The sequence below is a fragment of the Ornithinibacillus caprae genome (genome assembly GCF_009728145.1).
GTDB classification, from domain to species: domain Bacteria; phylum Bacillota; class Bacilli; order Bacillales; family Amphibacillaceae; genus Ornithinibacillus; species Ornithinibacillus caprae.
In genome coordinates, this window is record NZ_WOCA01000012.1 from 102,084 (window position 1) to 123,128 (window position 21,045).

Consider the following 21,045-nt stretch of genomic DNA (forward strand, 5'->3'; position numbering starts at 1 on the left):
TGTTATAGTAGGTTATATACATCCCCTAAATAGAGGTGAAACGATGCAAGTAAAATGTGTTATATGTGATAAAGTTGAAGGTATTGGTGATGATTCACTCGAAGCAAAGAGATTAAGAAATCGAAGAATCCACATGTACTTGTGTGATCCTTGTTATGATAGAGTAGAAAAAAATACGAACAAAAGACATGCTACAGGCAACTTTCGTTTGTATAGAGAAAAGAAAAATTCAAATGAATTAATATAATATCAAAACATAATTAAAGCCCACTATAGGATTTTTTCCATAGTGGGCTTTATTATTGTATATTTCCATTCCCCATTAATTAGATTTACGCTGCAAATATAAGCGAAATCGATAGATACCTAAAATTAGACAGATTATAACTAAGCTTTCTGTCATCGGTAACGGACTACGTGCCCAAACTGTTGGCAAAACAATAAACATAATATTTAGCAGAAATACACCTATAGCTAAAAGGATATAAACAATAATAGACTTTAAAATAGAAATTTTTCTAGCAAACCCTAATTTATAAGCAATCGCAGCTAATATATAATTTACAATGAAAAAAACTGTAAAAAGATGTTCTTCACCAAACTGATTCATAACAAAATCAAAAAACATATGTATCCCCCATTACAACAATTATAACTCCTAGTAATCATACTAAATTTAAAGCAAATTTGCTAGTTCTAATTCGTTTAACGTATCATTTTGTGAATTTTATTTGAAAACATCTGCTTACGTCATATAGGTAAGATTATACTTTCTTATCTGCTAAAATAAGGATATACTAGCTATAGAAAGGCGAGGTGTTTCTTTATGAAGAACTTGAATATTCCAATGTTATTGCTTGCAGCATTAGTAATTCTAATGTTTTTAGCTGTTGGAGTAGCGATTGCATTTCGTAGTGTTGGATTTATATTATTATTCATCATACTTGGTTTTGCGACAATGGGCATTGGTATAAGTATTAAAAGGAAGAAAGCGACTTCCTAATGTTATCAAGTCCTAAATTGTAACAGTCATAAAAAAAAGGGATAATACATATTATACATGACTAATATGTGTTATCCCTTTTTGTTTCACAATCTAGCCCGATTGTGGAGATTGATCGATACCTTATTAGCCCATAATATCGTCGTTACTGCAATATATTTACTACCAATTACCTAACTAAAGATGGGGAGATAAAAGGACGAAGTGGGTAACCGCTCTTTTATCCATGACAGGTTGCGTTCCATGCCATCCATTATGACAGAGGCTTTCACTTGACGTATTCAGCCATTTACAATATTTCGATATACCCTTCTTTTCCATGCACGCGAATTCGCTGCCCGTCTTTTATCATTTTGGTAGCATTTTCCACTCCAACAACTGCTGGCAAGCCGTATTCACGTGCGATAACTGCTCCATGGGTCATCAGTCCACCAACTTCGGTGACTAAGCCTTTTATGGATACAAACAATGGTGTCCAGCTGGGGTCAGTAAAGGAGGTGACTAATATATCTCCATCTTCTAGTTCAGCCTCTTCCATGTTTAAAATGACACGTGCTCGTCCCTCGATAACTCCGGAAGAAACTGGAAGACCTATAATAGCTTCCGCTGGAAGATGTTCTCGTTTGTACTTACCTGCAATAATTTCTCCATCAGACGTAATAACACGTGGTGGAGTTAGTTTTTCATATAATTTGTACACGTCTTTTCGCTTGCTGATGATCCGGTCATTCAGTTTCTTTGTACGTATGGATTCTTGCAACTCTTCAAAAGTGAGATAGTAAATATCTTCTTTTTCATTAAGAACGTTGGCCTGTACGAGTCGTTCCGCTTCTTTAAGTAAAGCCTTTTTATAAATGAAGTAGCGACTAACAATATCGTATTTCGGATATTCACGATAACCGATAAAATTCCGAATCAGGTCGATCATTTGTTTCGACTCTTCGGCTTTTTGTTCACCACACGGTAATTGTTTTAATCGGGCTAATAAGTCCTGTTCTTTTTTCAAAGCAACGTGCCGCCCTTGTTCAAATTTTCGTTTACTGGCTCCAGGCTCAAGGTTTTTGATGTTACTGAGGATCATAGGTAACAGTACGCTTGGTTTTTCACACCAGCGTGTTCTTGTAATATCGATCTCCCCGGCACATCGCATTCCATATTTGTCGAGATAAGCAGCAATAGCATCACACACCTGCTGCCCACCTTCAAATTGAACCAGCTCATCCATAAAGCGTTCATCCTTTACCTGTTGTAAATATTCAATTATTTCCGGATAGGGACGTATCACATCTGCAACATCCAGTAGCCTCATCCCCATTTCGGAAGTGACGTTGTTAGGTACAGATAAGGAAAGTGTGTCTGCGACGTTTTTTTCACCTAACCATTCATTCATTTTTTCATTGATCCAAGCCGAAGCATGCATGGCGGCCATAATCACATTCAAATGTTTCATATCTGACGCACGTTGCCGTCGTTGCTGCATATCTTCCAGAATACAATCTAATACCTCCATTCCTGATTTCGTTTCGATGTTATGTTTTAACGCTGATAGCGATGTCTCACTATTCTTAATCAACTTAGTAACGATTTTCGGATCGTTTCCTGCTTCCTCTAGAATATCTGAAGACGACATGCCTTTATGACTTTTAACAGGACCTGGTTCGCTTTTATCATTTGGTTCCAATTTTATAAAATCCCGCTCTATGATCGTATGAAGTGCGTCTTTAATGAGTGGATCGGAGTGCCCTAAAACACCCAATAAATTTTGCCTGCCAGCATGTGATGCCAAACCCTTCGTGATATCCACAAACAGCCTTCCGCCCCCCGTTTTAAACATGGGTGCAGTACCTGTTAACTTCCAGACAGATATCCCCAGTGGTTTCATAGGATCAGTCATCATTTGCTGATGGCCGACAGATACATACACGTGATTCTCCTGGTCATTTGCTTCAGGAATGGGATATAAAGTGGTGATCGGTCGGCTCTGAACAATATAAAATGTATCATCAGCCAAACACCATTCAATGTCTTGGGGGCAGCCGAAATGTTCTTCGATCTGTCTTCCAATGTGTGACAGTTGTAAAATTTGTTGATCCGTAAGGGTTTGCGTCTTTTGCTGATCAGGATTGATCTGCTCAGTATCTGTTCCACCTCCTTTTCGTCCGTAAATAGCTATTTTTTTGGTTTCTATCCTCTTGCTGACGATTCCCCCATCCTGTACTTGATAACTATCGGCAGATACCAAGCCCGAGACCAACGCTTCTCCAAGTCCGAAACTGGCATCGATAGAGAGCAGCTTTCGGTTGCAAGTGACGGGATCAGCCGTAAATAAAATCCCTGAAGCCTGTGGGAACACCATCCTTTGAACGATAACAGATAAATAAACTTGGGTATGATTAAATCCATTCTGCGTTCGGTAAAGTACCGCGCGTTCCGTAAATAAAGAAGCCCAACATTTGCGAATATACTCCAAGATGGGTTCTTTGCCGATAATATTTAAATAGGTATCTTGTTGACCGGCAAAAGAGGCATGTGGTAAATCTTCAGCAGTTGCACTGGAACGCACTGCATAAGCATGTTCATCGCCAAACTGAGAGAGTGTGTGAGCAACTGCTTTCTCAACATCGTAAGGAATTTCAACTTCCATAATGGTTTGTCGAATCTTCCTACTGATTTCACCGATTTGATCTCGGTCTTCTGCTTTTAGCATCGTTAGTCGATCCAACAATGCATGATATGTTTCGTTTTCCTCAATGGCTTTTTGATAGGCTTCTGTAGTAACACAAAAACCTTCCGGCACTTGTATTTCATGAATTTTCAATAATTCCCCTAAATTAACCCCTTTTCCCCCAACCGTCATTTGTCTCGTTTTATCAACCTCTTGAAACTTCAGCACATACTTTTTCATTTCTTGCCTCCCATTTATTGATTTAATAAAGCGAAGCGCTACACCGCTTGATTAATACTAGCAAGTAAAAATAAGAAAAAAAAGACTGAAAATTTTTTATTAATCGTGATATAATTAAACCAAGGAAAGGGATAGTTACTGATTATCTATCGTAACTATCCCTTTTTGTAATAAATCGCTGCTGAGTTATCCCAACTATTAACTTGATAACACGATTTCGAAAGCCAATCATTAGTACGGTGCGTTATTCAATAAATTGGTCGATTGCTGATTCATTCCTCCTTCTTAATATATTTGCAAAATAAAAAAATATCTTATTTTATATTATACAATTAATACTAAATAGAAGTAGTACATATAACGAGTATAAAATAAAAAATAATAATAGTGGATAAACCATGTTAAATTAAACATAGAATCCACTATTAGTAAGTCACTTTCTTCCTTCTTTTAAATAGTCCTCGATGATTTCGTGTTGTATTGCAGGATGACAAGTCATAACAGTATTCTTCCTTGTCATATCCAGTTGTTCTCCCTCAATGGTAGACGTTACTCCTCCAACTTCGTTAACGATCACTATTCCAGCAGCAACATCCCATGGTGCTAAACTCATCGCTAAATACCCATCCATAATACCTTCTGCAACATATGCAAATTCTAATGCTGCTGATCCGTAAGTTCTAGTGCCACGTACTTTTTTCACTAACCCTTGCATGACCTTCTCTTCAACAAGCCTATTTTCACATAACCAATAATGATTCAATCCTAAAACAGATTTATCTAGTGACAATTGAGCTTTTAGATTTGGTAATTTATTATGGTTTTTAAAAGCACCTTCATTTTTTTTAGCACTATAAAGCACATCGTCCATTACGTTGTAGATAAGTCCTACTTCCCCTATTCCATCATGAAAGATTCCGATTGAAATGGCGAAATTTCTCTTTTGTTGTACAAAATTCATTGTGCCATCAATTGGATCTATAATCCACACAGTTCCATCCATTGAGGTTACTTCATCCCCATAGCCTTCTTCACTCAATAATAAATGACTAGGATATTCCTGTTTGATTCTTCTAGCAAAGAAATATTCTATTGCCTTATCCATTTGTGTTACTAAATCTTTTGCATCTGATTTTGTGTCAATTGTAAGTGGATCATTTATTTTATCTCGAATTATTTCACCAGCCTCTTCAATCCAGCTTTTAGCTTGTTGAAATAATTCATCTCTTGTATCTGCTTCCATTCTATTTCCTCCATCTAATACGTTATATTATATAGCTTATCAAATATAGGGATTCTAGTCATATTAAATGAAGGTAAATATTAGTCTTTTTCAAGTTTAATTAATTGTTTACGCAAATGTTCTAAACGTTCTTTCGTTTTTATGATAAGAACTGTATCATTGTCCTGTAGTGCATCATAAAGTGTTAATAGTTCGTAATCGATTTCCATACGAATTACCGGTAGTTTTTGCCGTTCTTCTTCAAGTCTTAATGTTTCCAATACATATTTCATTATCTCCTCACCCTTTCATTACTTTATTTTATGAAGTGGATATAATGAATGGTGACCCTACATTTATTTATTTTTCTTTATTTATATGACTGAATCGAAAATTCGTTCGAATCCTCAGATAAAGTAGATGGTAATATTACACGTTACCCTATCAGATCCCATTAAACTAGGTATTAGCTCTACCATAAAGGGACTAGCCTCGATTAATCTAGATGGTAATGCTTGACTGTTTGTCGAATTTCCTTAATAATAATTATTATAATTAACCGAAAGGAATGATCCCTTTGACTTTTCAAGGCTTCACAAATAAAGACTTCAACACATTTACTATAGATGGATTAGATGAAAGAATGGAGGCCATTCAATCTCGGATTCAGCCAAAATTTCACGAGATTGGTAATGAATTAGTCGATTATCTATCCGCTCAATTAGGTAATGAAATGTACTTACATATCGCGAAACATGCAAGGAGAACTGTAAATCCTCCTAACGATACATGGCTTGCTATTGCAGACAATAAACGTGGCTATAAGAAACATCCACATTTTCAAGTAGGATTGTTTGATGATCATGTTTTCATTTGGCTAGCACTTATTTATGAATTAGATGGTAAAAAAGAAATCGCAAGTGAATTTGTAAATAGCTTTGATGACATAAAAAAACTTCCAGATGAATATGTCGTATCGTTAGATCACATGAAAAAGGACTCGATCCTATTACGAGATGTAGAATTAAAAGATGTAGAACGTTTTAGAGATGTTAAAAAAGCAGAATTTCTTATTGGGCAACATTTTTCACCAAATGATCCAAGAATTACAAATGGGGAAGCATTTATAGAAACAGTAAAAGGAACGTATCAAAACTTAATCCCATTTTATAAAAAAGCAATGCAAGCAAGATAAAGTTATCACATCCACCGGTTTCATTTAACCGATACCTCTGCTGATCGAGAAAAAGAACACGAGCTCACCTTCTAGTGTTCGTGTTCTTTTTCATTTTAACTATACCGGAAGCATCCTGATCCTTTGCCTGTTTAACTGTATGATAACTTGAATAACCTGATTCCTTTTCAAAATCAGCAAAAATTTGTTTTTCTTCACTTTTAGATGGGACAATTTGTTTAAATTTTCGATATGCATTCATCAACTCTTCACGTCCTACTCCTTTTTCGTAGGCTCTCTCAATTAATGTAAAAAAGTGAATGACATCAATTACTTCCTGTTTTGACCAACTTATATCAAATGGATATTGATAATTCATGTTTGGATTACACCTCACTTCGACCATTTCTGTTTAATTGCTTCAGAATCTTTTATCATTCTTTGGAATAATTCATTTACAGTAGGGATATCCGTAATCCTGGCAGCACCTTGACCAGACCAACCAAATCCTTTCGTAGGCTCCCCATTAATAATATATTGCTTATTTGCATTACCACTTATGTAGTCTTTTAGTGATTCATAACCTTCTTCCCTTTTTTCAATTTCTAATATTTGTTCTGTCCATGTATTTTTAAGCGCCCTTGCAGGGGTTCCTAGAGAACGTTTAATTACGACAGTTGAGTTCTCATCTGCTTTCAAAATATCCTGTTTATATGTTTCATGCGCATCAACACATTCTTTCGTAGCAATAAACCTTGTTCCCATCTCAATTCCTTCCGCTCCTAATGCAAGAGCTGCCATTAATCCACGGCCGTCTACGATTCCACCTGATGCAATAACAGGTATGGATACATGATCAACAACTTGAGGAGTAAGTATAAAAGTTCCTACATCACCACGTCCTAAATGACCTCCACCTTCTTGACCAACAACCATTACAGCATCTGCACCTAGCTCCTCTGCTTTTACGGCTTGCCTTTTTGCAGCAACTAGTACAAGTGTTTTAATTCCATGTGGCTTAACCATATCCAATACACCTTTTGGATTCCCTCCAGTGACAGATATGATTGGCACCTGTTCATCTATTGCAACTTGAACCATATCTTCATACGGCCGACCATGCTGACCAATAGCATAGTTTACCCCAAACGGTTTATTCGTTAACAACCTAACCTTGTTAATTTCGTCCCGAAGTTTTTCCGGTCCTTCTAAACTCATAGCAGTTATTTGTCCAAGTCCGCCTGCATTCGAAACTGCTGCGGCTAAATCTGCATATGCTAAATAAGCGAGTCCTCCTTGAATTATTGGGTACTCAATATGCAGCAAATCGGTAACTCTTGTATTCCAGTTCATACCTCTTTCCCCCTGACTCAATATCTTATGTTATCATCCTATCATTATACAAATAAAAAAAACAATCAAGTAAGCCTACAATCAGTGAGATACGAAAAAATAGCCACAGTAAATTTTACTGTGGCAAAGAAAATCTAACTACATATATTAATTTTATTTACTCGATTTACAAGTTGGACATGTACTATAAAGCGTTGTCACTTTTTCTTCATCGACATAATCAATTACTTTCTGACAATCTTGACAAACTATTGTGCCCATTCGGCCCAACTCCTTCAGTTTCAATTGTATAACTTTAATTATATTATAGTATGACATAATTAATTAATCAACCCCAAATAGTATAACTCAATAATGAAATTATTACCAAGAAAAAAAGTCAGTGAATTCATTCCACTGACTCTTTTTCTGATATTGTTTGTATTAAATGGGGATCGACAATTTCATACCCTTGTTCTCTTAATCCAGTAACAATTTCTTCTAAAGCATCATTCGTCCATTCCCTGTCATGCATTAAGAGGTTTGCACCTGGCTTTAAGAGAGAATAGGGAACATCCACTTCAGGACCCTCTCCTGTAACCATGGCTGTAGTTAACTTTTCTGCATCCATGTAAGGTTTAAAATAATCATATCCATAGGTCCAATTCATTAAAACCATCTCTTCTTCTAGGGCAAGTTGCCTTGAATAGTCTGTGTTAACTCCATTAGGAGCTCTAAAAAATGCTGGACGCTCACCAATTATTTCTTCGATTACATTATTTAATCCAACAATTTCCTCTCGTTGTTGATCATCCTTGCCTTCTAAGTCAGATAATAAAGGATGATTGTAGGTATGATTGCCGATTACAAAACCCATTTCATGGATTTGTTTCAGGGTCTCTTGTTCCTCCTCTGTATCTATAAAATGTCCATTTACAAAAAAGATCGCACCGGCCTCTAATTCCTTTAATTTTTTAGCCATTTCTAGTGAATATTTATCCGGTGCATCATCAATCGTAAGTAGTACTACATTTTCATTTACACCATCTTCTACTGGAACAACAGATGCGTTCTCATCTATTTTGTATTTCGGTTCTACTACTTCCGAATTTTCTTCACTTTCCGGAACTTCTTCATCTAGGTCCTTTTCATCCTCATCTTCTTCATTTTTCGTATCTTCTTCACTATCTTTGTTTTCTTGTTCTACATCATCGGATGTGTTCTCTTCTGGCACTGAATTCTCGTCGTTACATGCTACTAGTAATATGAAGAATAAAACGGACAATATAACCACTATTTTTCTCACAAGTTTTCCTCCTGCTGTAATCATTGATTTGTCATTTTTAGTGTAGTAGAGCTCGTCCAAGTTTACAAGCCAGAAAATGCTTAAAAAATCGTAGAATTATAAAGCCTTTAAATGGAAATAGTAAGAACAGACTTGTTATAATACTAAAGTTGCTACTAATAAATAAGATAATGAAAGAAAGGATTTTAAAGAATGAAAAAAGTTTCGAACGTATTCTACATATCAGCAATTATAGCAGTATTGTTTGTAATATGGGGATTAATTCCTGAAACTATATTACCGTATGGAAATCTTGACCATGTTACGACAATTATACAAAATTTCATTGTAGACAAATTTGGTTGGTTTTACTTAATCAGTGCTACTGGATTTTTAGTATTTGCTATCTATTTAATTTTTTCCAGATATGGTCAGATAAAATTAGGAAGACCTGGGGATGAACCGGAATACTCCTATATTACATGGTTCGCCATGCTGTTTAGTGCTGGAATGGGGATCGGACTTGTTTTCTGGGGTGCAGCAGAACCTTTGTCGCATTTTTACACACCTCCGTATGGTGATGCAGAAACCAATGAAGCAGCAAAAACTGCTATGCAATATAGCTTTTTCCACTGGGGGTTTCATCCATGGGCTATTTATGCCATCATCGCTTTAGCACTTGCATATTTCAAGTTTAGAAAGCAATCTCCAGGAGTAGTAAGTGCCATTTTAGAACCCTTATTTGGAGAAAAAGTTAAAGGTGGCTGGGGAACGTTAATTGATAGTATTGTTGTATTTGCAACAATCTTCGGTGTAGCTACTTCCTTAGGCTTTGGTGCAATACAAATTAGCGGAGGACTTTCCTTTGTATTTGGGTTCGACCAAACATTTCTTTTCCAGCTAATTATCATTTTAATCGTTACTGTGTTATACATGATTTCAGCCTCTACAGGTCTAAATAAAGGCATTAAATACTTAAGTAATGCTAATATCGTGTTAGCAATTAGTTTGATGTTATTTCTTTTATTTTTAGGACCGACAAATTTTATCATGAATTTATTTACAACGACATTTGGTACATACCTCCAAAATCTTCCAAGTATGAGCCTACGAATGACTCCATTTGATACCGAAAACACAGGATGGATTCAGAGTTGGACCGTGTTTTACTGGGCTTGGTGGATCTCCTGGGCGCCTTTTGTTGGTACATTTATAGCACGTGTATCTAGGGGCAGAACGATCCGAGAATTTATAACAGGTGTTCTGTTAGTTCCAACGATATTCGGAGCATTATGGTTTTCTGTATTTGGTGGTTCCGCAATAAACTTAGACTTCTTTGAAAATGCCAATATTATGGAAACTGTTAATAATTTCGGTACGGAGGCTGCATTATTTGCTGTCTTAGAACATTTTCCTTTGGGTACATTCATGTCATTAATTGCTATTCTTTTGATAAGTACTTTCTTTATTACATCAGCAGACTCGGCAACATTTGTACTTGGAATGCAAACTACAAATGGAAGCTTATATCCACCAAATACTGTAAAGTTGTTTTGGGGTTTCATTCAATCAAGTGCCGCAACCGTGTTATTATGGCAAGGAGGTTTAGAGGCCTTACAAACTGCAGCAATAATTGTTGCTTTTCCATTTACCATCATAATGATATTAATTGTTGTATCATTAATGAAATCCTTTAAAGCAGAACGAAAAGAATTAGAAGCACGTGCAAAGGCAAAAAAAGCAAACAGATCGTGATAATACTATGTAAAACGGTTCCTTTAATATTGGGCCGTTTTTTAGTTATCTTGAATTAAATCCCGCAGTTTTCTCTAGATTCATATATGATTAATTATTGATGCACTTATTGAGTATACTCATAACCGTCATGAGTTACCGTTTTATATTTTCTCTGCTTCATTTGGGCACTCTTAGTCGCCATGAGTTACCGTTTCACACTTCACCTACTTCATTTGGGCACTCATAGCCTCCATGAGTTACCGTTTCACATTCTCTCTGCTTCATTTGGGCACTCATAACCTCCATGAGTTACCGTTTTACACTTCACCTGCTTCATTTGGGCACTCTTAGTCGCCATGAGTTACCGTTTCACATTCTCTCTGCTTCATTTGGGCACTCATAACCTCCATGAGTTACCTTTTTACACTTCATCTACTTCATTTGGGCACTCATAGTCGCCATGAGTTACCGTTTTACATTTTCTCTGCTTCATTTGGGCACTCATAGCCTGCATGAGTTACCGTTTCACATTCTCTCTGCTTCATTTGGGCACTCATAACCTGCATGAGTTACCGTTTCACATTCTCTCTGCTTCATTTGGGCACTCATAACCCCCATGAGTTACCGTTTCACATTCTCTCTGCTTCATTTGGGCACTCATAACCTCCATGAGTTACCGTTTCACATTTTCTCTGCTTCGTTTGGGCACTCATAGCCTCCATGAGTTACCGTTTCACATTCTCTCTGCTTCATTTGGGCACTCATAACCTGCATATTGACTAGTTGAATGGTTTTTCATACCTATCTTTTCACAATCACTATTATCCAAAAAGGGATACTAATCAATTTGATTAGTATCCCAAATTTTTCATCTGTATTAATTGAATCTGTTACCATTCATGTAAAAACTTATTTGTTCTTACAGCATATGAATTGGAGTGCCTAATGCTACTTCAGCAGCCTCCATCGTGATCTCACCTAATGTTGGATGAGCATGGATCGTTAATGCAATATCCTCTACTGTCATACCAGATTCGACCGCTAATCCAATTTCAGAGATCATGTCACTTGCATTTGGTCCAGCAATTTGACCGCCAAGCACAAGTCCATCTTCTTTACGAGTAACAAGTTTTAGGAACCCGTCACTGTTGTTTAGAGAAAGTGCACGACCATTAGCAGCAAATGGGAATTTAGCAACCTTCACATCATAACCTGCTTCTTTAGCTTCTGCTTCACTCATTCCAACAGTAGCTAATTCAGGTTCAGTGAATGCAACTGCAGGAATACCAATGTAATCAATTTCAGATTTTTCTCCACTGATTGCTTCAGCTGCAATTTTACCTTCATAAGAAGCTTTATGTGCAAGTGGTGGTCCATCAACAATGTCACCAATTGCATAGATATTATCTACATTTGTACGGCATTGTTTGTCAACTTTTACTAGACCACGGTCTGTCATTTCAATTCCAACTTGTTCTAAGCCAATTTCATCTGTATTTGGACGACGCCCAACCGTTACTAATACATAATCCGCTTCAACTGTTTCTTCTTTACCTTTTGCTTCATACGTAACTTTCACACCATCTTTAGTCTCTTCTACACCTTTAGCCATAGCTTCGGTGATAATTGTTGCATCTTTTTTCTTCAAGCGTTTCTTAACAAGCTGAGTCATTTGTTTTTCAAAGCCGCTTAGGATATCTTTAGCACCTTCAAGGAAAGTAACCTCTGTACCAAAGTTAGCATATGCAGAACCTAATTCACTACCAACATATCCTGCACCAATTACAACCATTTTCTTCGGAATTTCTTTTAAGTTTAGTGCGCCTGTAGAATCAAGTACGCGCTCAGAAAACTTAAATGTTGGGATTTCAATTGGCCTTGAACCAGTTGCAATAATACAGTTGTTAAACGTATATGTTTGAGAATTTTTCTCGTCCATTACTTTTACAGTGTTTTTGTCAACAAAGTATACTTCACCACTTACAATATCTACTTTGTTTCCTTTAAGAAGTCCTTCAACACCAGAAGTTAATTTATTAACTACTGAAGCTTTCCATTCTTGGACTTTTGAGAAATCTACAGAAACATTGTCTGTTGTAATCCCAAGATCTGCACTACCATGTGCATTTTCAACTTGGTGACCAGCTTGAATTAAAGCTTTTGACGGAATACATCCTACATTCAAGCATACTCCTCCAAGTGAACCTTTATCTACGATTGTAACTTTTTGACCTAACTGTGCAGCGCGAATAGCAGCTACATAACCACCAGGTCCAGCACCGACAACCAGTGTGTCTAATTCGATTGGAAAATCTCCTACTACCATAACCTTACGCCTCCATCATGATTAATTGTGGATCACTCAATAAACGTTTGATTTGATTTAGGGCATGTTGAGCTGTAGCACCATCTACAATACGGTGGTCAAAGCTCAATGATAACGCAAGTACTGGAGCAATAACAATTTCTCCGTCACGAACAATCGGTTTTTCTGCAATACGGCCAATACCTAAAATTGCAGCTTCTGGATAATTAATAACTGGAGTAAACCATTGACCACCAGCAGATCCAATATTCGTAATTGTACTTGATGCACCTTTCATCTCGTCAGGTGTAAGTTTACCACTTCTTGCTTTATCTGCCAATTCATTGATTTCTGATGAAATCGTAAATATAGACTTACGATCGGCATCTTTAACTACAGGAACTAATAACCCTTTTTCTGTATCAGCAGCAATACCTATATTATAGTAGTGTTTTTGAACAATTTCATCTGTTGCATCATCAATTGACGCATTAAGAATTGGGAACTGTTTCAATGCAGAAACTAGTGCCTTCACTACATATGGTAGATAAGTTAATTTAATTTCTTGTTCAGCTGCAACAGCTTTAAATTTCTTACGATGTGCAACGAGTTCTGTTACATCTATTTCATCTAATAATGTAACATGAGGTGCTTTCGTTTTAGAGTTAACCATTGCTTTAGCAATAGACTTACGAATTGCACTCATTTTCTCACGAGTTTCAGGATAGTCACCAGCTGGTACAGTTGGAGCCGCTTTTGCTGGAGCTTCCTGTTCAGAAGCTGGTACATCTACTGTTTCTGGTTGAGCTTCTACTTGATCACCACTTAGGAAGCGATCAATATCTTCTTTAATAATTCGTCCATTTTTACCTGAACCTGTTATTTGACGAATATTCACATTATTATCACGAGCATATTTGCGTACAGACGGCATAGCAATAACGCGTTCACCTTCTGTTTGTTCCTCTGTTGACTGTTCACTATCAGTTTGTGGTGATTCGGTTGGTGCTTTCTCTTCTTTTGCCTCTGGAGCAGGAGCCTCCTCTTCACCTTCATCTTCATAACCTTCTGCATCAAAAGATATTAAACTGTCACCCACAACTGCTACTGTACCTTCTTCTACATGCAGTTTGGTTACTTTACCTTCAACTGGAGACGGGATTTCTACGACTGCTTTATCATTTTGTACTTCACAAAGCACATCATCTTCTTTTACATCTTCGCCTTCTTTAACAAACCATTTAACTATTTCACCTTCGTGAATTCCTTCACCTATATCCGGCAATTTAAATACAAATGCCATTATTACTACCTCCTTTTAGAAATTCATTACGCTGTTTACTTTTTCTACGATGTCCTTATGATTTGGTAGCCACACTTCTTCTGCTTCAGAGAAAGCATATACCGTATCAGGAGCTGCTACACGTAAGATTGGTGCTTCTAGGTGTAAGATTGCTCTCTCTTGAATTTCAGAAATAACATGAGAGGCAATTCCCGCTTGACGTTGTGCTTCTTGTACAACAACAACGCGATTTGTTTTCTTAACTGACTCTAAAATTGTTTCCGTATCAATTGGAGATACAGTGCGTAAATCAATAACTTCTACACTAACTCCGTCTTTTTCAAGTTCTTCTGCAGCTTTTAATGATGCATGAACCATTGCACCGTACGTAACAATAGTTACGTCCTTACCTTCACGTTTTACATCCGCTTTTCCTAGTTCAATTGTATATTCCTCTTCTGGAACTTCTCCACGGAATGAACGATAAAGCTTCATATGCTCAAGAAATACAACTGGATCATTATCACGAATAGAAGCTATAAGTAAACCTTTGGCATCATATGGTGTAGAAGGAATAACAACTTTAACACCTGGTTGCTGTGCAATTAATCCTTCTAAGGAATCCGCATGAAGTTCTGGAGTGTGTACTCCACCACCAAACGGTGAACGAACAGTAATTGGAGAAGTATGTGTTCCTCCAGAGCGGTAACGCATACGTGCCATTTGTCCACTAATAGAATCCATTACTTCATATACAAAGCCAAAGAATTGAATTTCTGGAACAGGACGATATCCTTGTAAACCAAGACCGATTGCTAGACCACCAATTCCTGATTCAGCTAATGGCGTGTCAAATACACGATCTTCCCCAAATTCCTTTTGTAAGCCTTCCGTCGCACGGAAAACACCACCATTTTGGCCAACATCTTCACCAAATACAAGCACATTTTCATCATTTTTTAGTTCTGTGCGCATTGCATCAGTGATTGCTTGAATCATTGTCATTTGTGCCATGATTTACTTCGACTCCTTTGCTTTGTATTCTTCCATTTGTTCTTGAAGATTTCCTGGAAGTGTTTCAAACATATTTGACATAAGATCCGTAACTTTTTGTTTAGGATATTTATCTGCTTCTTTAATTGCATTTTTAATATCTTCTTTTGCTTCTTCTATTACTTTATTTTCTTCTTCTTCAGACCATAATTTCTTACCTTCTAAGTACTTACGGAAACGTACTAATGGATCTTTTTTCTCCCACTCAGAATCCATTTCAGATGTACGATAACGAGTTGGGTCATCCCCAGCCATTGTATGAGGACCATAACGGTATGTCATTAATTCAAGTAACATCGGACCTTCACCGTTAATTGCACGTTCACGAGCATGTTTTGTTGCAGCATATACGGCTAGTACATCCATTCCGTCTACTTGAATACCCTCGATACCAGCAGCTACAGCCTTTTGAGCTAATGTTTTAGCTGCCGTTTGTTTATCACGAGGAACACTGATTGCAAAACCATTGTTTTGAACAACAAAAATACAGTTCGCACCATATGCTCCAGCAAAGTTAATACCTTCGTAGAAGTCACCTTGAGACGTTCCACCATCACCAGTATACGTAATCGCAACTGCTTTTTTACCGCGCATCTTCATTCCTAATCCAACACCGGCCGCTTGAACATATTGTGCACCGATAATAATTTGCGGGCTTAATGCATGAACTCCTTCAGGCATCTGGTTCCCGTGAAAATGACCTCTTGAGAATAAGAATGCTTGGTATAGAGGAAGGCCATGCCAAATTAACTGTGGTACATCACGGTACCCTGGTAAAATAAAATCTTCTTTTTCTAATGCAAAATGACTTCCTAATTGTGAAGCCTCTTGACCCGCTGTTGGTGCATAGAATCCTAAACGACCTTGACGGTTTAATGCAATGGAGCGTTGATCAAGAATTCGTGTATACACCATTCTTTTCATAAGTTCTTTTAATTCCTCATCTGATAGATCAGGCAGATCTTCCTTATTAACAATTTTTCCATCTTCATTAAGAATCTGGAACATTTCGAACTGACTTTCCACACTTTCAAGTACGTGTTTCAAAATAGTTCACCTCTTCCTTTCTTATATCCTTTTATATTATCTTTTCTAGCCTTCCCAAAACATAAGAAAATCTGTACCTATTTCCCTTTTTTCTGTCCATTATTTTCTTTCATAATCTAATCTTTGATAATGAATATAAAAAACTGTTACATAAATAAATAGAAAAACACTGGTACAATTTTTAATACAATTAAAGTTTAGCTTATCGAGATATATTCGGTCAACTACTTTGATTGTATTTATATATATTTTTTACTAGCCCACCCCATAACTTCCCATCTCTGTACCATGAAAATAACATAATCTGTTATATTTTAAATAAATAATCTGTACTACACGAACTAATATTTAAAATATATCATTTAAAACATTAGAAAACTAAGGCATTCGCCAAGCCCCTTATGTGAATGCCTTAGTTTAACTTATGCAAGATAGGAAGTTTATAATTTCCTATCCACAAATAAAGAGCTACTCTTAAGAGTAACTCCCATTGTTATCTTTCTTTAGTTTTCATCTGCGTAAGTAACTTTTATATCCGCAACTTCATAATAGGTTTTCTTTAATTCATTATAAGCAATTGTATGTTCATTAAATGCTTCATTAGCTTTAATTACTTCATCATAACTCTCGTTTATCGTGGCAATATGTTCTGTTATTGTTTCCTGTTCCATTTCTTCCTGTTGCAGCATGTCATATAGCTCTCTTTCAAGGGATAAAGATTTTGTGTAAGCCTCATATAACTCATCGTATGACTGGTAACGTTCCATCATTGCGGTATACATTTCCTCTGCTTTTTCTTTCGTATCTTCATCATCTATTTCACTAATCAATGACTCAGCCTTTTCGAACTCTTGCCTTGATTCATCAATACTATTTTTCTCTACTTCAATATATTCCGTACGTTCTTCGATTACAGCAATTGCTTCCACAGCTAATTCTTGGATCGTTTTAAAGTCATCCATACCTAACTCTATAATTTGATCATAAATTTCTTGTTCTTGCTTTTCTAAATCATTAATAATAGATTGCTGATCCTCAAAACCTTTTTCAAGGTTAACCGCTTCTTCTAGATGGTTATATATTTGCGTATCTACAGATTCACCACAGGCGGATAAAGCAATAAATGAACTTAATAATAGCAATAAAATAAATTTTTTAGACCTCACGAAACATCTTCCCCTTTACTTAGCTGTTTATAGAAAAATTAGTAAATATGTAGTATAAGTATAACATAAACGTGTCTTAGAGCGAATAAAATTTTATCACTGAAGGGTATGTACTATTCTTTCACATTATGCTTGTATTATTGCAAATTTATGATTTATCTATGTGAATTATGATAAACTATTTAATTGATACACATACAGAAATGATTTAATAATGAAATGTTTGGAGTGTGACGAAATGATTACGATGGAAAACATAGTACGAGAAGGTCATCCATCATTAAGAGAAGTCTCAAACGAGGTTCCTCTTCCGCCTACGGATGAAGAAAAGTCTTTATTAAATGACATGTTAACCTATTTAAAAAATAGTCAAGATGAACAAATTTGTTCAAAATATAATTTACGACCTGGAGTTGGTTTAGCCGCTCCGCAATTAGGAACTAATAAACGAATGATAGCTATTCATTTTGAAGATTTGAATGGCAAATTATACAGTTACGGTTTATTCAATCCAAAAATAATCAGTCATTCTGTTGAGAAAGCATATTTAGCCGCGGGTGAGGGTTGCCTTTCCGTTGATCGTAACGTAGAGGGGTATGTACCCCGCTATGCAAGAATAACAGTTACCGCAACAGATTTAGATGGTAATCAAATCAAACTGCGACTACGTGATTATGCCGCTATTGTTTTCCAACATGAGATTGATCACTTAAATGGAGTTATGTTCTATGACCATATCAATGAAGATAATCCATTTGAAATCCCTGATAACGCAAAAGCTATCGAATAACACTAATCAACAGCTCCTAAAAAGCTGTTGATTTTTTATTTTTTCGAATCGATGCAGATAATGTATAAGAAATAGATGTCAGTTAAAAATATACATACATAAAGGTATAAAGTTAAGTTATTAAGCTATCCAAAGCAAGTAGATAAATAAATGAAATAAATTTTTTTAAGATAAAGAAGTATTTTTTATTCCAATATTCCTCAAACCATACTATACTATAGTTAAGAGGGATTGGATCGGTAGAACGTTTTGGCGCTTTTCTTGAATTTCCTGAAAGGAGATGTCATTCAAAATGTTAAAACGCCTAAAAGAAAAGCTAAAAAAACGCTGGAAGGATTTTTTAGGCCAAGGACGTGTACCCACAACTTATAAAGATTAAGTGATTCATGCTGAAGGTGCAGCTGATTCTAGTTGCACCTCTATTATCTACCGCTAAGAAAGAGTTTAACTACCACCTTAAACTATACCAATCACAATATAATTGTGGGATCTATGTATAATCATTAGCTAGTTACGGGAAAATTGTTTAAAATAGTGTTGTATTATGGAACGGAATTTATTTGAATATTTACAGATAGTTATTGCGCCTTTAGCATAACCTTTTTTAAGTAATGCCAAAAACATAATACATATAGGGTGTTTACAAAGAATTTAATGATCGCAATGAATGGTATGTCAAAAAACTAATAATATTACAGATATCAAGGAGAGATGAAATGATTTATAAAGTTTTATATCAAGAATCATCATATGAAGTTCCTGTACGCGAACGCACAAAAAGCCTTTATATGGAGGCTGAATCTAAAAAAGATGTAAGAAGAAAATTAATAGATCGCAACTATAATATCGAGTTTATTCAAGAACTTGATGAGGCACACCTAGAATACGAAAAACAATCCGAGCTCTTTGCTATGGAGAATGTATAAGCCATGAAATTTGTGAAAAATGATCAAACTGCTGTATTTGCATTAGGTGGTCTAGGTGAAATTGGTAAAAATACTTATGGAGTACAATTCCAAGATGAAATTATACTAATTGATGCTGGGATTAAGTTTCCAGAGGATGAACTACTTGGAATTGATTATGTTATTCCAGATTACACCTACCTAGTACAAAACCAAGAAAAAATTAAAGGGTTAATCGTGACTCATGGTCACGAGGACCACATTGGTGGTATTCCCTATTTACTAAGAGAAATTAATGTGCCTATATATGCCGGTAAACTTGCGATCGGATTAATTCGTAACAAACTAGAAGAACATGGATTATTAAGAAATGCTAAATTAAATACCATTCAAGAAGACGATATCATAAAATTCCGTAAAACATCCGTTAGCTTTTTCCGTACAACGCATAGTATTCCAGATTCCTATGGTATTGTAGTTAAAACACCTCCAGGGAACATTGTTCATACAGGAGATTTCAAGTTTGACTTTACTCCTATTGGTGAGCCAGCTAATTTAACCAAAATGGCTGAAATAGGTGAGGAAGGAGTGCTATGTCTATTATCAGATAGCACAAATAGTGAAGTTCCTGGATTTACAATGTCCGAAAAAGTAGTAGAAGGAAATATCCACGAGATTTTTGGACGTGTTGACGGAAGACTGATTTTTGCAACCTTTGCATCTAATATCTACCGCTTACAACAAGTGGTTGGTGCTGCTGTTAAATTCAATCGTAAAATTGCAGTATTTGGACGTAGTATGGAATCAGCAATTAATCTTGGGCAAGAATTAGGGTACATTCAAGCTCCTAAGGATACATTTATTGACGCCAATCAAATAAACCGCCTTCCAGCAAATGAAGTTACCATTTTATGTACTGGTTCTCAAGGTGAGCCAATGGCAGCTCTATCGAGAATTGCAAATGGTACACATAGGCAAATTCAAATCATCCCTGGTGACACGGTTGTATTTTCTTCATCTCCAATCCCTGGAAATACACTTAGTGTCAGCAAGACCATTAATAAACTTTACCGTGCTGGTGCTGATGTGATCCATGGAAAATTAAGTGATATTCATACATCAGGTCACGGTAGCCAAGAGGAACAAAAGCTAATGCTAAGGCTTATGAAACCTAAATATTTCATGCCTATCCATGGTGAATATAGAATGTTAAAGGAACACACTAAATTAGCAGAATTATGTGATGTCCCAGTTGACAATTCATTTGTCATGGATAACGGAGACGTTTTAGCACTAGGTAAGGATAACGCAACCGTCGCTGGCAAAATCCCTTCTGGTTCCATTTATGTTGATGGAAGCGGTATTGGTGATATTGGTAATATTGTACTGAGAGATCGTAGAATATTATCTGAAGAAGGCTTAGTTATTGTAGTTGTAAGCATCAATATGAAAGAATTTAAGATCGCAGCAGGACCTGACATTATTTCTCGTGGGTTTGTGTATATGCGTGAATCAGAAGACTTAATTAATGATGCCCAAAAACTAGTTGCTAATCACTTAAATAAGGTAATGGAACGAAAAACATCTCAATGGTCTGAAATTAAAAATGAGATCATCGATACAATAGCTCCATTCCTTTATGAAAAAACGAAACGTCGACCAATGATTTTACCAATCATTATGGAAATATAGTAAAAAGACACATCCTCTATTGAACTGCACCCCAATTGTTAGACACAAATAACAATTGGAGGTGTAGTTTTTTATGGCTAAATTTTCTTCAAGAGAAAAAATTGAAGCAGTAAAGCGATTTCTTAATACTAACGAAGGCGGAGACTC

General features: G+C 36.2%; 20 protein-coding genes. 7 read left to right on the forward strand and 13 right to left on the reverse strand.

Annotated features, from left to right (window positions below; all coding sequences use genetic code 11):
• The first annotated feature begins 43 nt into the window (after positions 1-43).
• Positions 44-247 carry a YlaI family protein gene (locus GMD78_RS14580; RefSeq protein ID WP_155669537.1) on the forward strand — a complete coding sequence of 68 codons (204 nt, stop codon included), beginning with the start codon at positions 44-46 and terminating at the stop codon, positions 245-247.
• Between the two features lie 75 nt (positions 248-322).
• On the opposite strand, the gene GMD78_RS14585 is transcribed toward GMD78_RS14580, so the two are convergent.
• The gene (locus tag GMD78_RS14585; protein WP_155669539.1) at positions 323-628 is read right to left on the reverse strand and encodes a YlaH-like family protein; all 306 of its coding nucleotides are present in this window, start codon (positions 626-628) and stop codon (positions 323-325) included.
• Positions 629-826: 198 nt separating this feature from the next.
• Here GMD78_RS14585 and GMD78_RS21410 point away from each other — a divergent pair, with 198 nt between their 5' ends.
• A complete protein-coding gene (locus tag GMD78_RS21410) occupies positions 827-1,003 on the forward strand; it encodes a DUF5325 family protein (protein ID WP_196493833.1) in 177 nt (58 codons plus the stop codon).
• 289 nt (positions 1,004-1,292) lie between these two features.
• Here the strand turns inward: GMD78_RS21410 and ppsA are convergent, their stop codons facing one another.
• The 3 genes from ppsA to GMD78_RS14600 form a co-directional block, all read right to left on the reverse strand.
• Entirely contained in the window at positions 1,293-3,908 is a 2,616-nt protein-coding gene (gene ppsA / locus GMD78_RS14590) for a phosphoenolpyruvate synthase (protein WP_155669541.1), read from the reverse strand.
• Positions 3,909-4,341: 433 nt separating this feature from the next.
• Entirely contained in the window at positions 4,342-5,151 is an 810-nt protein-coding gene (locus tag GMD78_RS14595; protein WP_155669543.1) for an inositol monophosphatase family protein, read from the reverse strand.
• A gap of 80 nt (positions 5,152-5,231) precedes the next feature.
• Positions 5,232-5,423, reverse strand: coding sequence for a hypothetical protein (locus tag GMD78_RS14600; protein ID WP_155669545.1), 192 nt, complete (start codon positions 5,421-5,423; stop codon positions 5,232-5,234).
• A 284-nt stretch (positions 5,424-5,707) separates the two neighbouring features.
• On the opposite strand from GMD78_RS14600, the gene GMD78_RS14605 reads away from it, so the two are divergent.
• The gene (locus GMD78_RS14605) at positions 5,708-6,325 is read left to right on the forward strand and encodes a YktB family protein (protein ID WP_155669547.1); all 618 of its coding nucleotides are present in this window, start codon (positions 5,708-5,710) and stop codon (positions 6,323-6,325) included.
• Between the two features lie 64 nt (positions 6,326-6,389).
• Here the strand turns inward: GMD78_RS14605 and GMD78_RS14610 are convergent, their stop codons facing one another.
• The 4 genes from GMD78_RS14610 to GMD78_RS14625 all read right to left on the reverse strand — a co-directional run bounded on the left by GMD78_RS14610 (position 6,390) and on the right by GMD78_RS14625 (position 8,942).
• Positions 6,390-6,683 (reverse strand): UPF0223 family protein, encoded by a 294-nt coding sequence (locus GMD78_RS14610; protein WP_155669549.1) that lies wholly within the window; start codon positions 6,681-6,683, stop codon positions 6,390-6,392.
• Between the two features lie 14 nt (positions 6,684-6,697).
• Positions 6,698-7,657: an NAD(P)H-dependent flavin oxidoreductase gene (locus GMD78_RS14615; protein ID WP_155669551.1), complete on the reverse strand. Its 960-nt coding sequence runs from the start codon at positions 7,655-7,657 to the stop codon at positions 6,698-6,700.
• Between the two features lie 153 nt (positions 7,658-7,810).
• Positions 7,811-7,918 carry a GapA-binding peptide SR1P gene (locus GMD78_RS14620; RefSeq protein ID WP_155669553.1) on the reverse strand — a complete coding sequence of 36 codons (108 nt, stop codon included), beginning with the start codon at positions 7,916-7,918 and terminating at the stop codon, positions 7,811-7,813.
• 127 nt (positions 7,919-8,045) lie between these two features.
• Entirely contained in the window at positions 8,046-8,942 is an 897-nt protein-coding gene (locus GMD78_RS14625) for a polysaccharide deacetylase family protein (RefSeq protein ID WP_343042343.1), read from the reverse strand.
• Between the two features lie 192 nt (positions 8,943-9,134).
• On the opposite strand from GMD78_RS14625, the gene GMD78_RS14630 reads away from it, so the two are divergent.
• A complete protein-coding gene (locus tag GMD78_RS14630) occupies positions 9,135-10,676 on the forward strand; it encodes a glycine betaine uptake BCCT transporter (RefSeq protein WP_155669557.1) in 1,542 nt (513 codons plus the stop codon).
• A gap of 901 nt (positions 10,677-11,577) precedes the next feature.
• Here GMD78_RS14630 and lpdA read toward each other — a convergent pair.
• The 5 genes from lpdA to GMD78_RS14655 form a co-directional block, all read right to left on the reverse strand.
• Complete coding sequence (gene lpdA / locus GMD78_RS14635) at positions 11,578-12,984, reverse strand: dihydrolipoyl dehydrogenase (protein WP_155669559.1); 1,407 nt, start codon at positions 12,982-12,984, stop codon at positions 11,578-11,580.
• Positions 12,985-12,988: 4 nt separating this feature from the next.
• Positions 12,989-14,266 (reverse strand): dihydrolipoamide acetyltransferase family protein, encoded by a 1,278-nt coding sequence (locus tag GMD78_RS14640; protein ID WP_155669561.1) that lies wholly within the window; start codon positions 14,264-14,266, stop codon positions 12,989-12,991.
• Positions 14,267-14,281: 15 nt separating this feature from the next.
• Positions 14,282-15,259 carry an alpha-ketoacid dehydrogenase subunit beta gene (locus GMD78_RS14645; protein ID WP_155669563.1) on the reverse strand — a complete coding sequence of 326 codons (978 nt, stop codon included), beginning with the start codon at positions 15,257-15,259 and terminating at the stop codon, positions 14,282-14,284.
• A gap of 3 nt (positions 15,260-15,262) precedes the next feature.
• Positions 15,263-16,306 carry a pyruvate dehydrogenase (acetyl-transferring) E1 component subunit alpha gene (gene pdhA / locus GMD78_RS14650; RefSeq protein ID WP_196493835.1) on the reverse strand — a complete coding sequence of 348 codons (1,044 nt, stop codon included), beginning with the start codon at positions 16,304-16,306 and terminating at the stop codon, positions 15,263-15,265.
• Positions 16,307-16,848: 542 nt separating this feature from the next.
• Positions 16,849-17,511, reverse strand: coding sequence for a YkyA family protein (locus GMD78_RS14655; protein ID WP_343042344.1), 663 nt, complete (start codon positions 17,509-17,511; stop codon positions 16,849-16,851).
• Positions 17,512-17,749: 238 nt separating this feature from the next.
• Between GMD78_RS14655 and def the strand changes: the two genes are divergently transcribed.
• The 3 genes from def (at position 17,750) to rnjA (ending at position 20,898) form a co-directional block, all read left to right on the forward strand.
• Entirely contained in the window at positions 17,750-18,301 is a 552-nt protein-coding gene (def, locus tag GMD78_RS14660) for a peptide deformylase (protein WP_155669567.1), read from the forward strand.
• Positions 18,302-19,017: 716 nt separating this feature from the next.
• Complete coding sequence (locus tag GMD78_RS14665) at positions 19,018-19,227, forward strand: DNA-dependent RNA polymerase subunit epsilon (RefSeq protein ID WP_155669569.1); 210 nt, start codon at positions 19,018-19,020, stop codon at positions 19,225-19,227.
• Positions 19,228-19,230: 3 nt separating this feature from the next.
• On the forward strand, positions 19,231-20,898 hold the full coding sequence (rnjA, locus tag GMD78_RS14670; RefSeq protein WP_155669571.1) for a ribonuclease J1: 1,668 nt from the start codon (positions 19,231-19,233) through the stop codon (positions 20,896-20,898).
• Positions 20,899-21,045 lie beyond the last annotated feature (147 nt).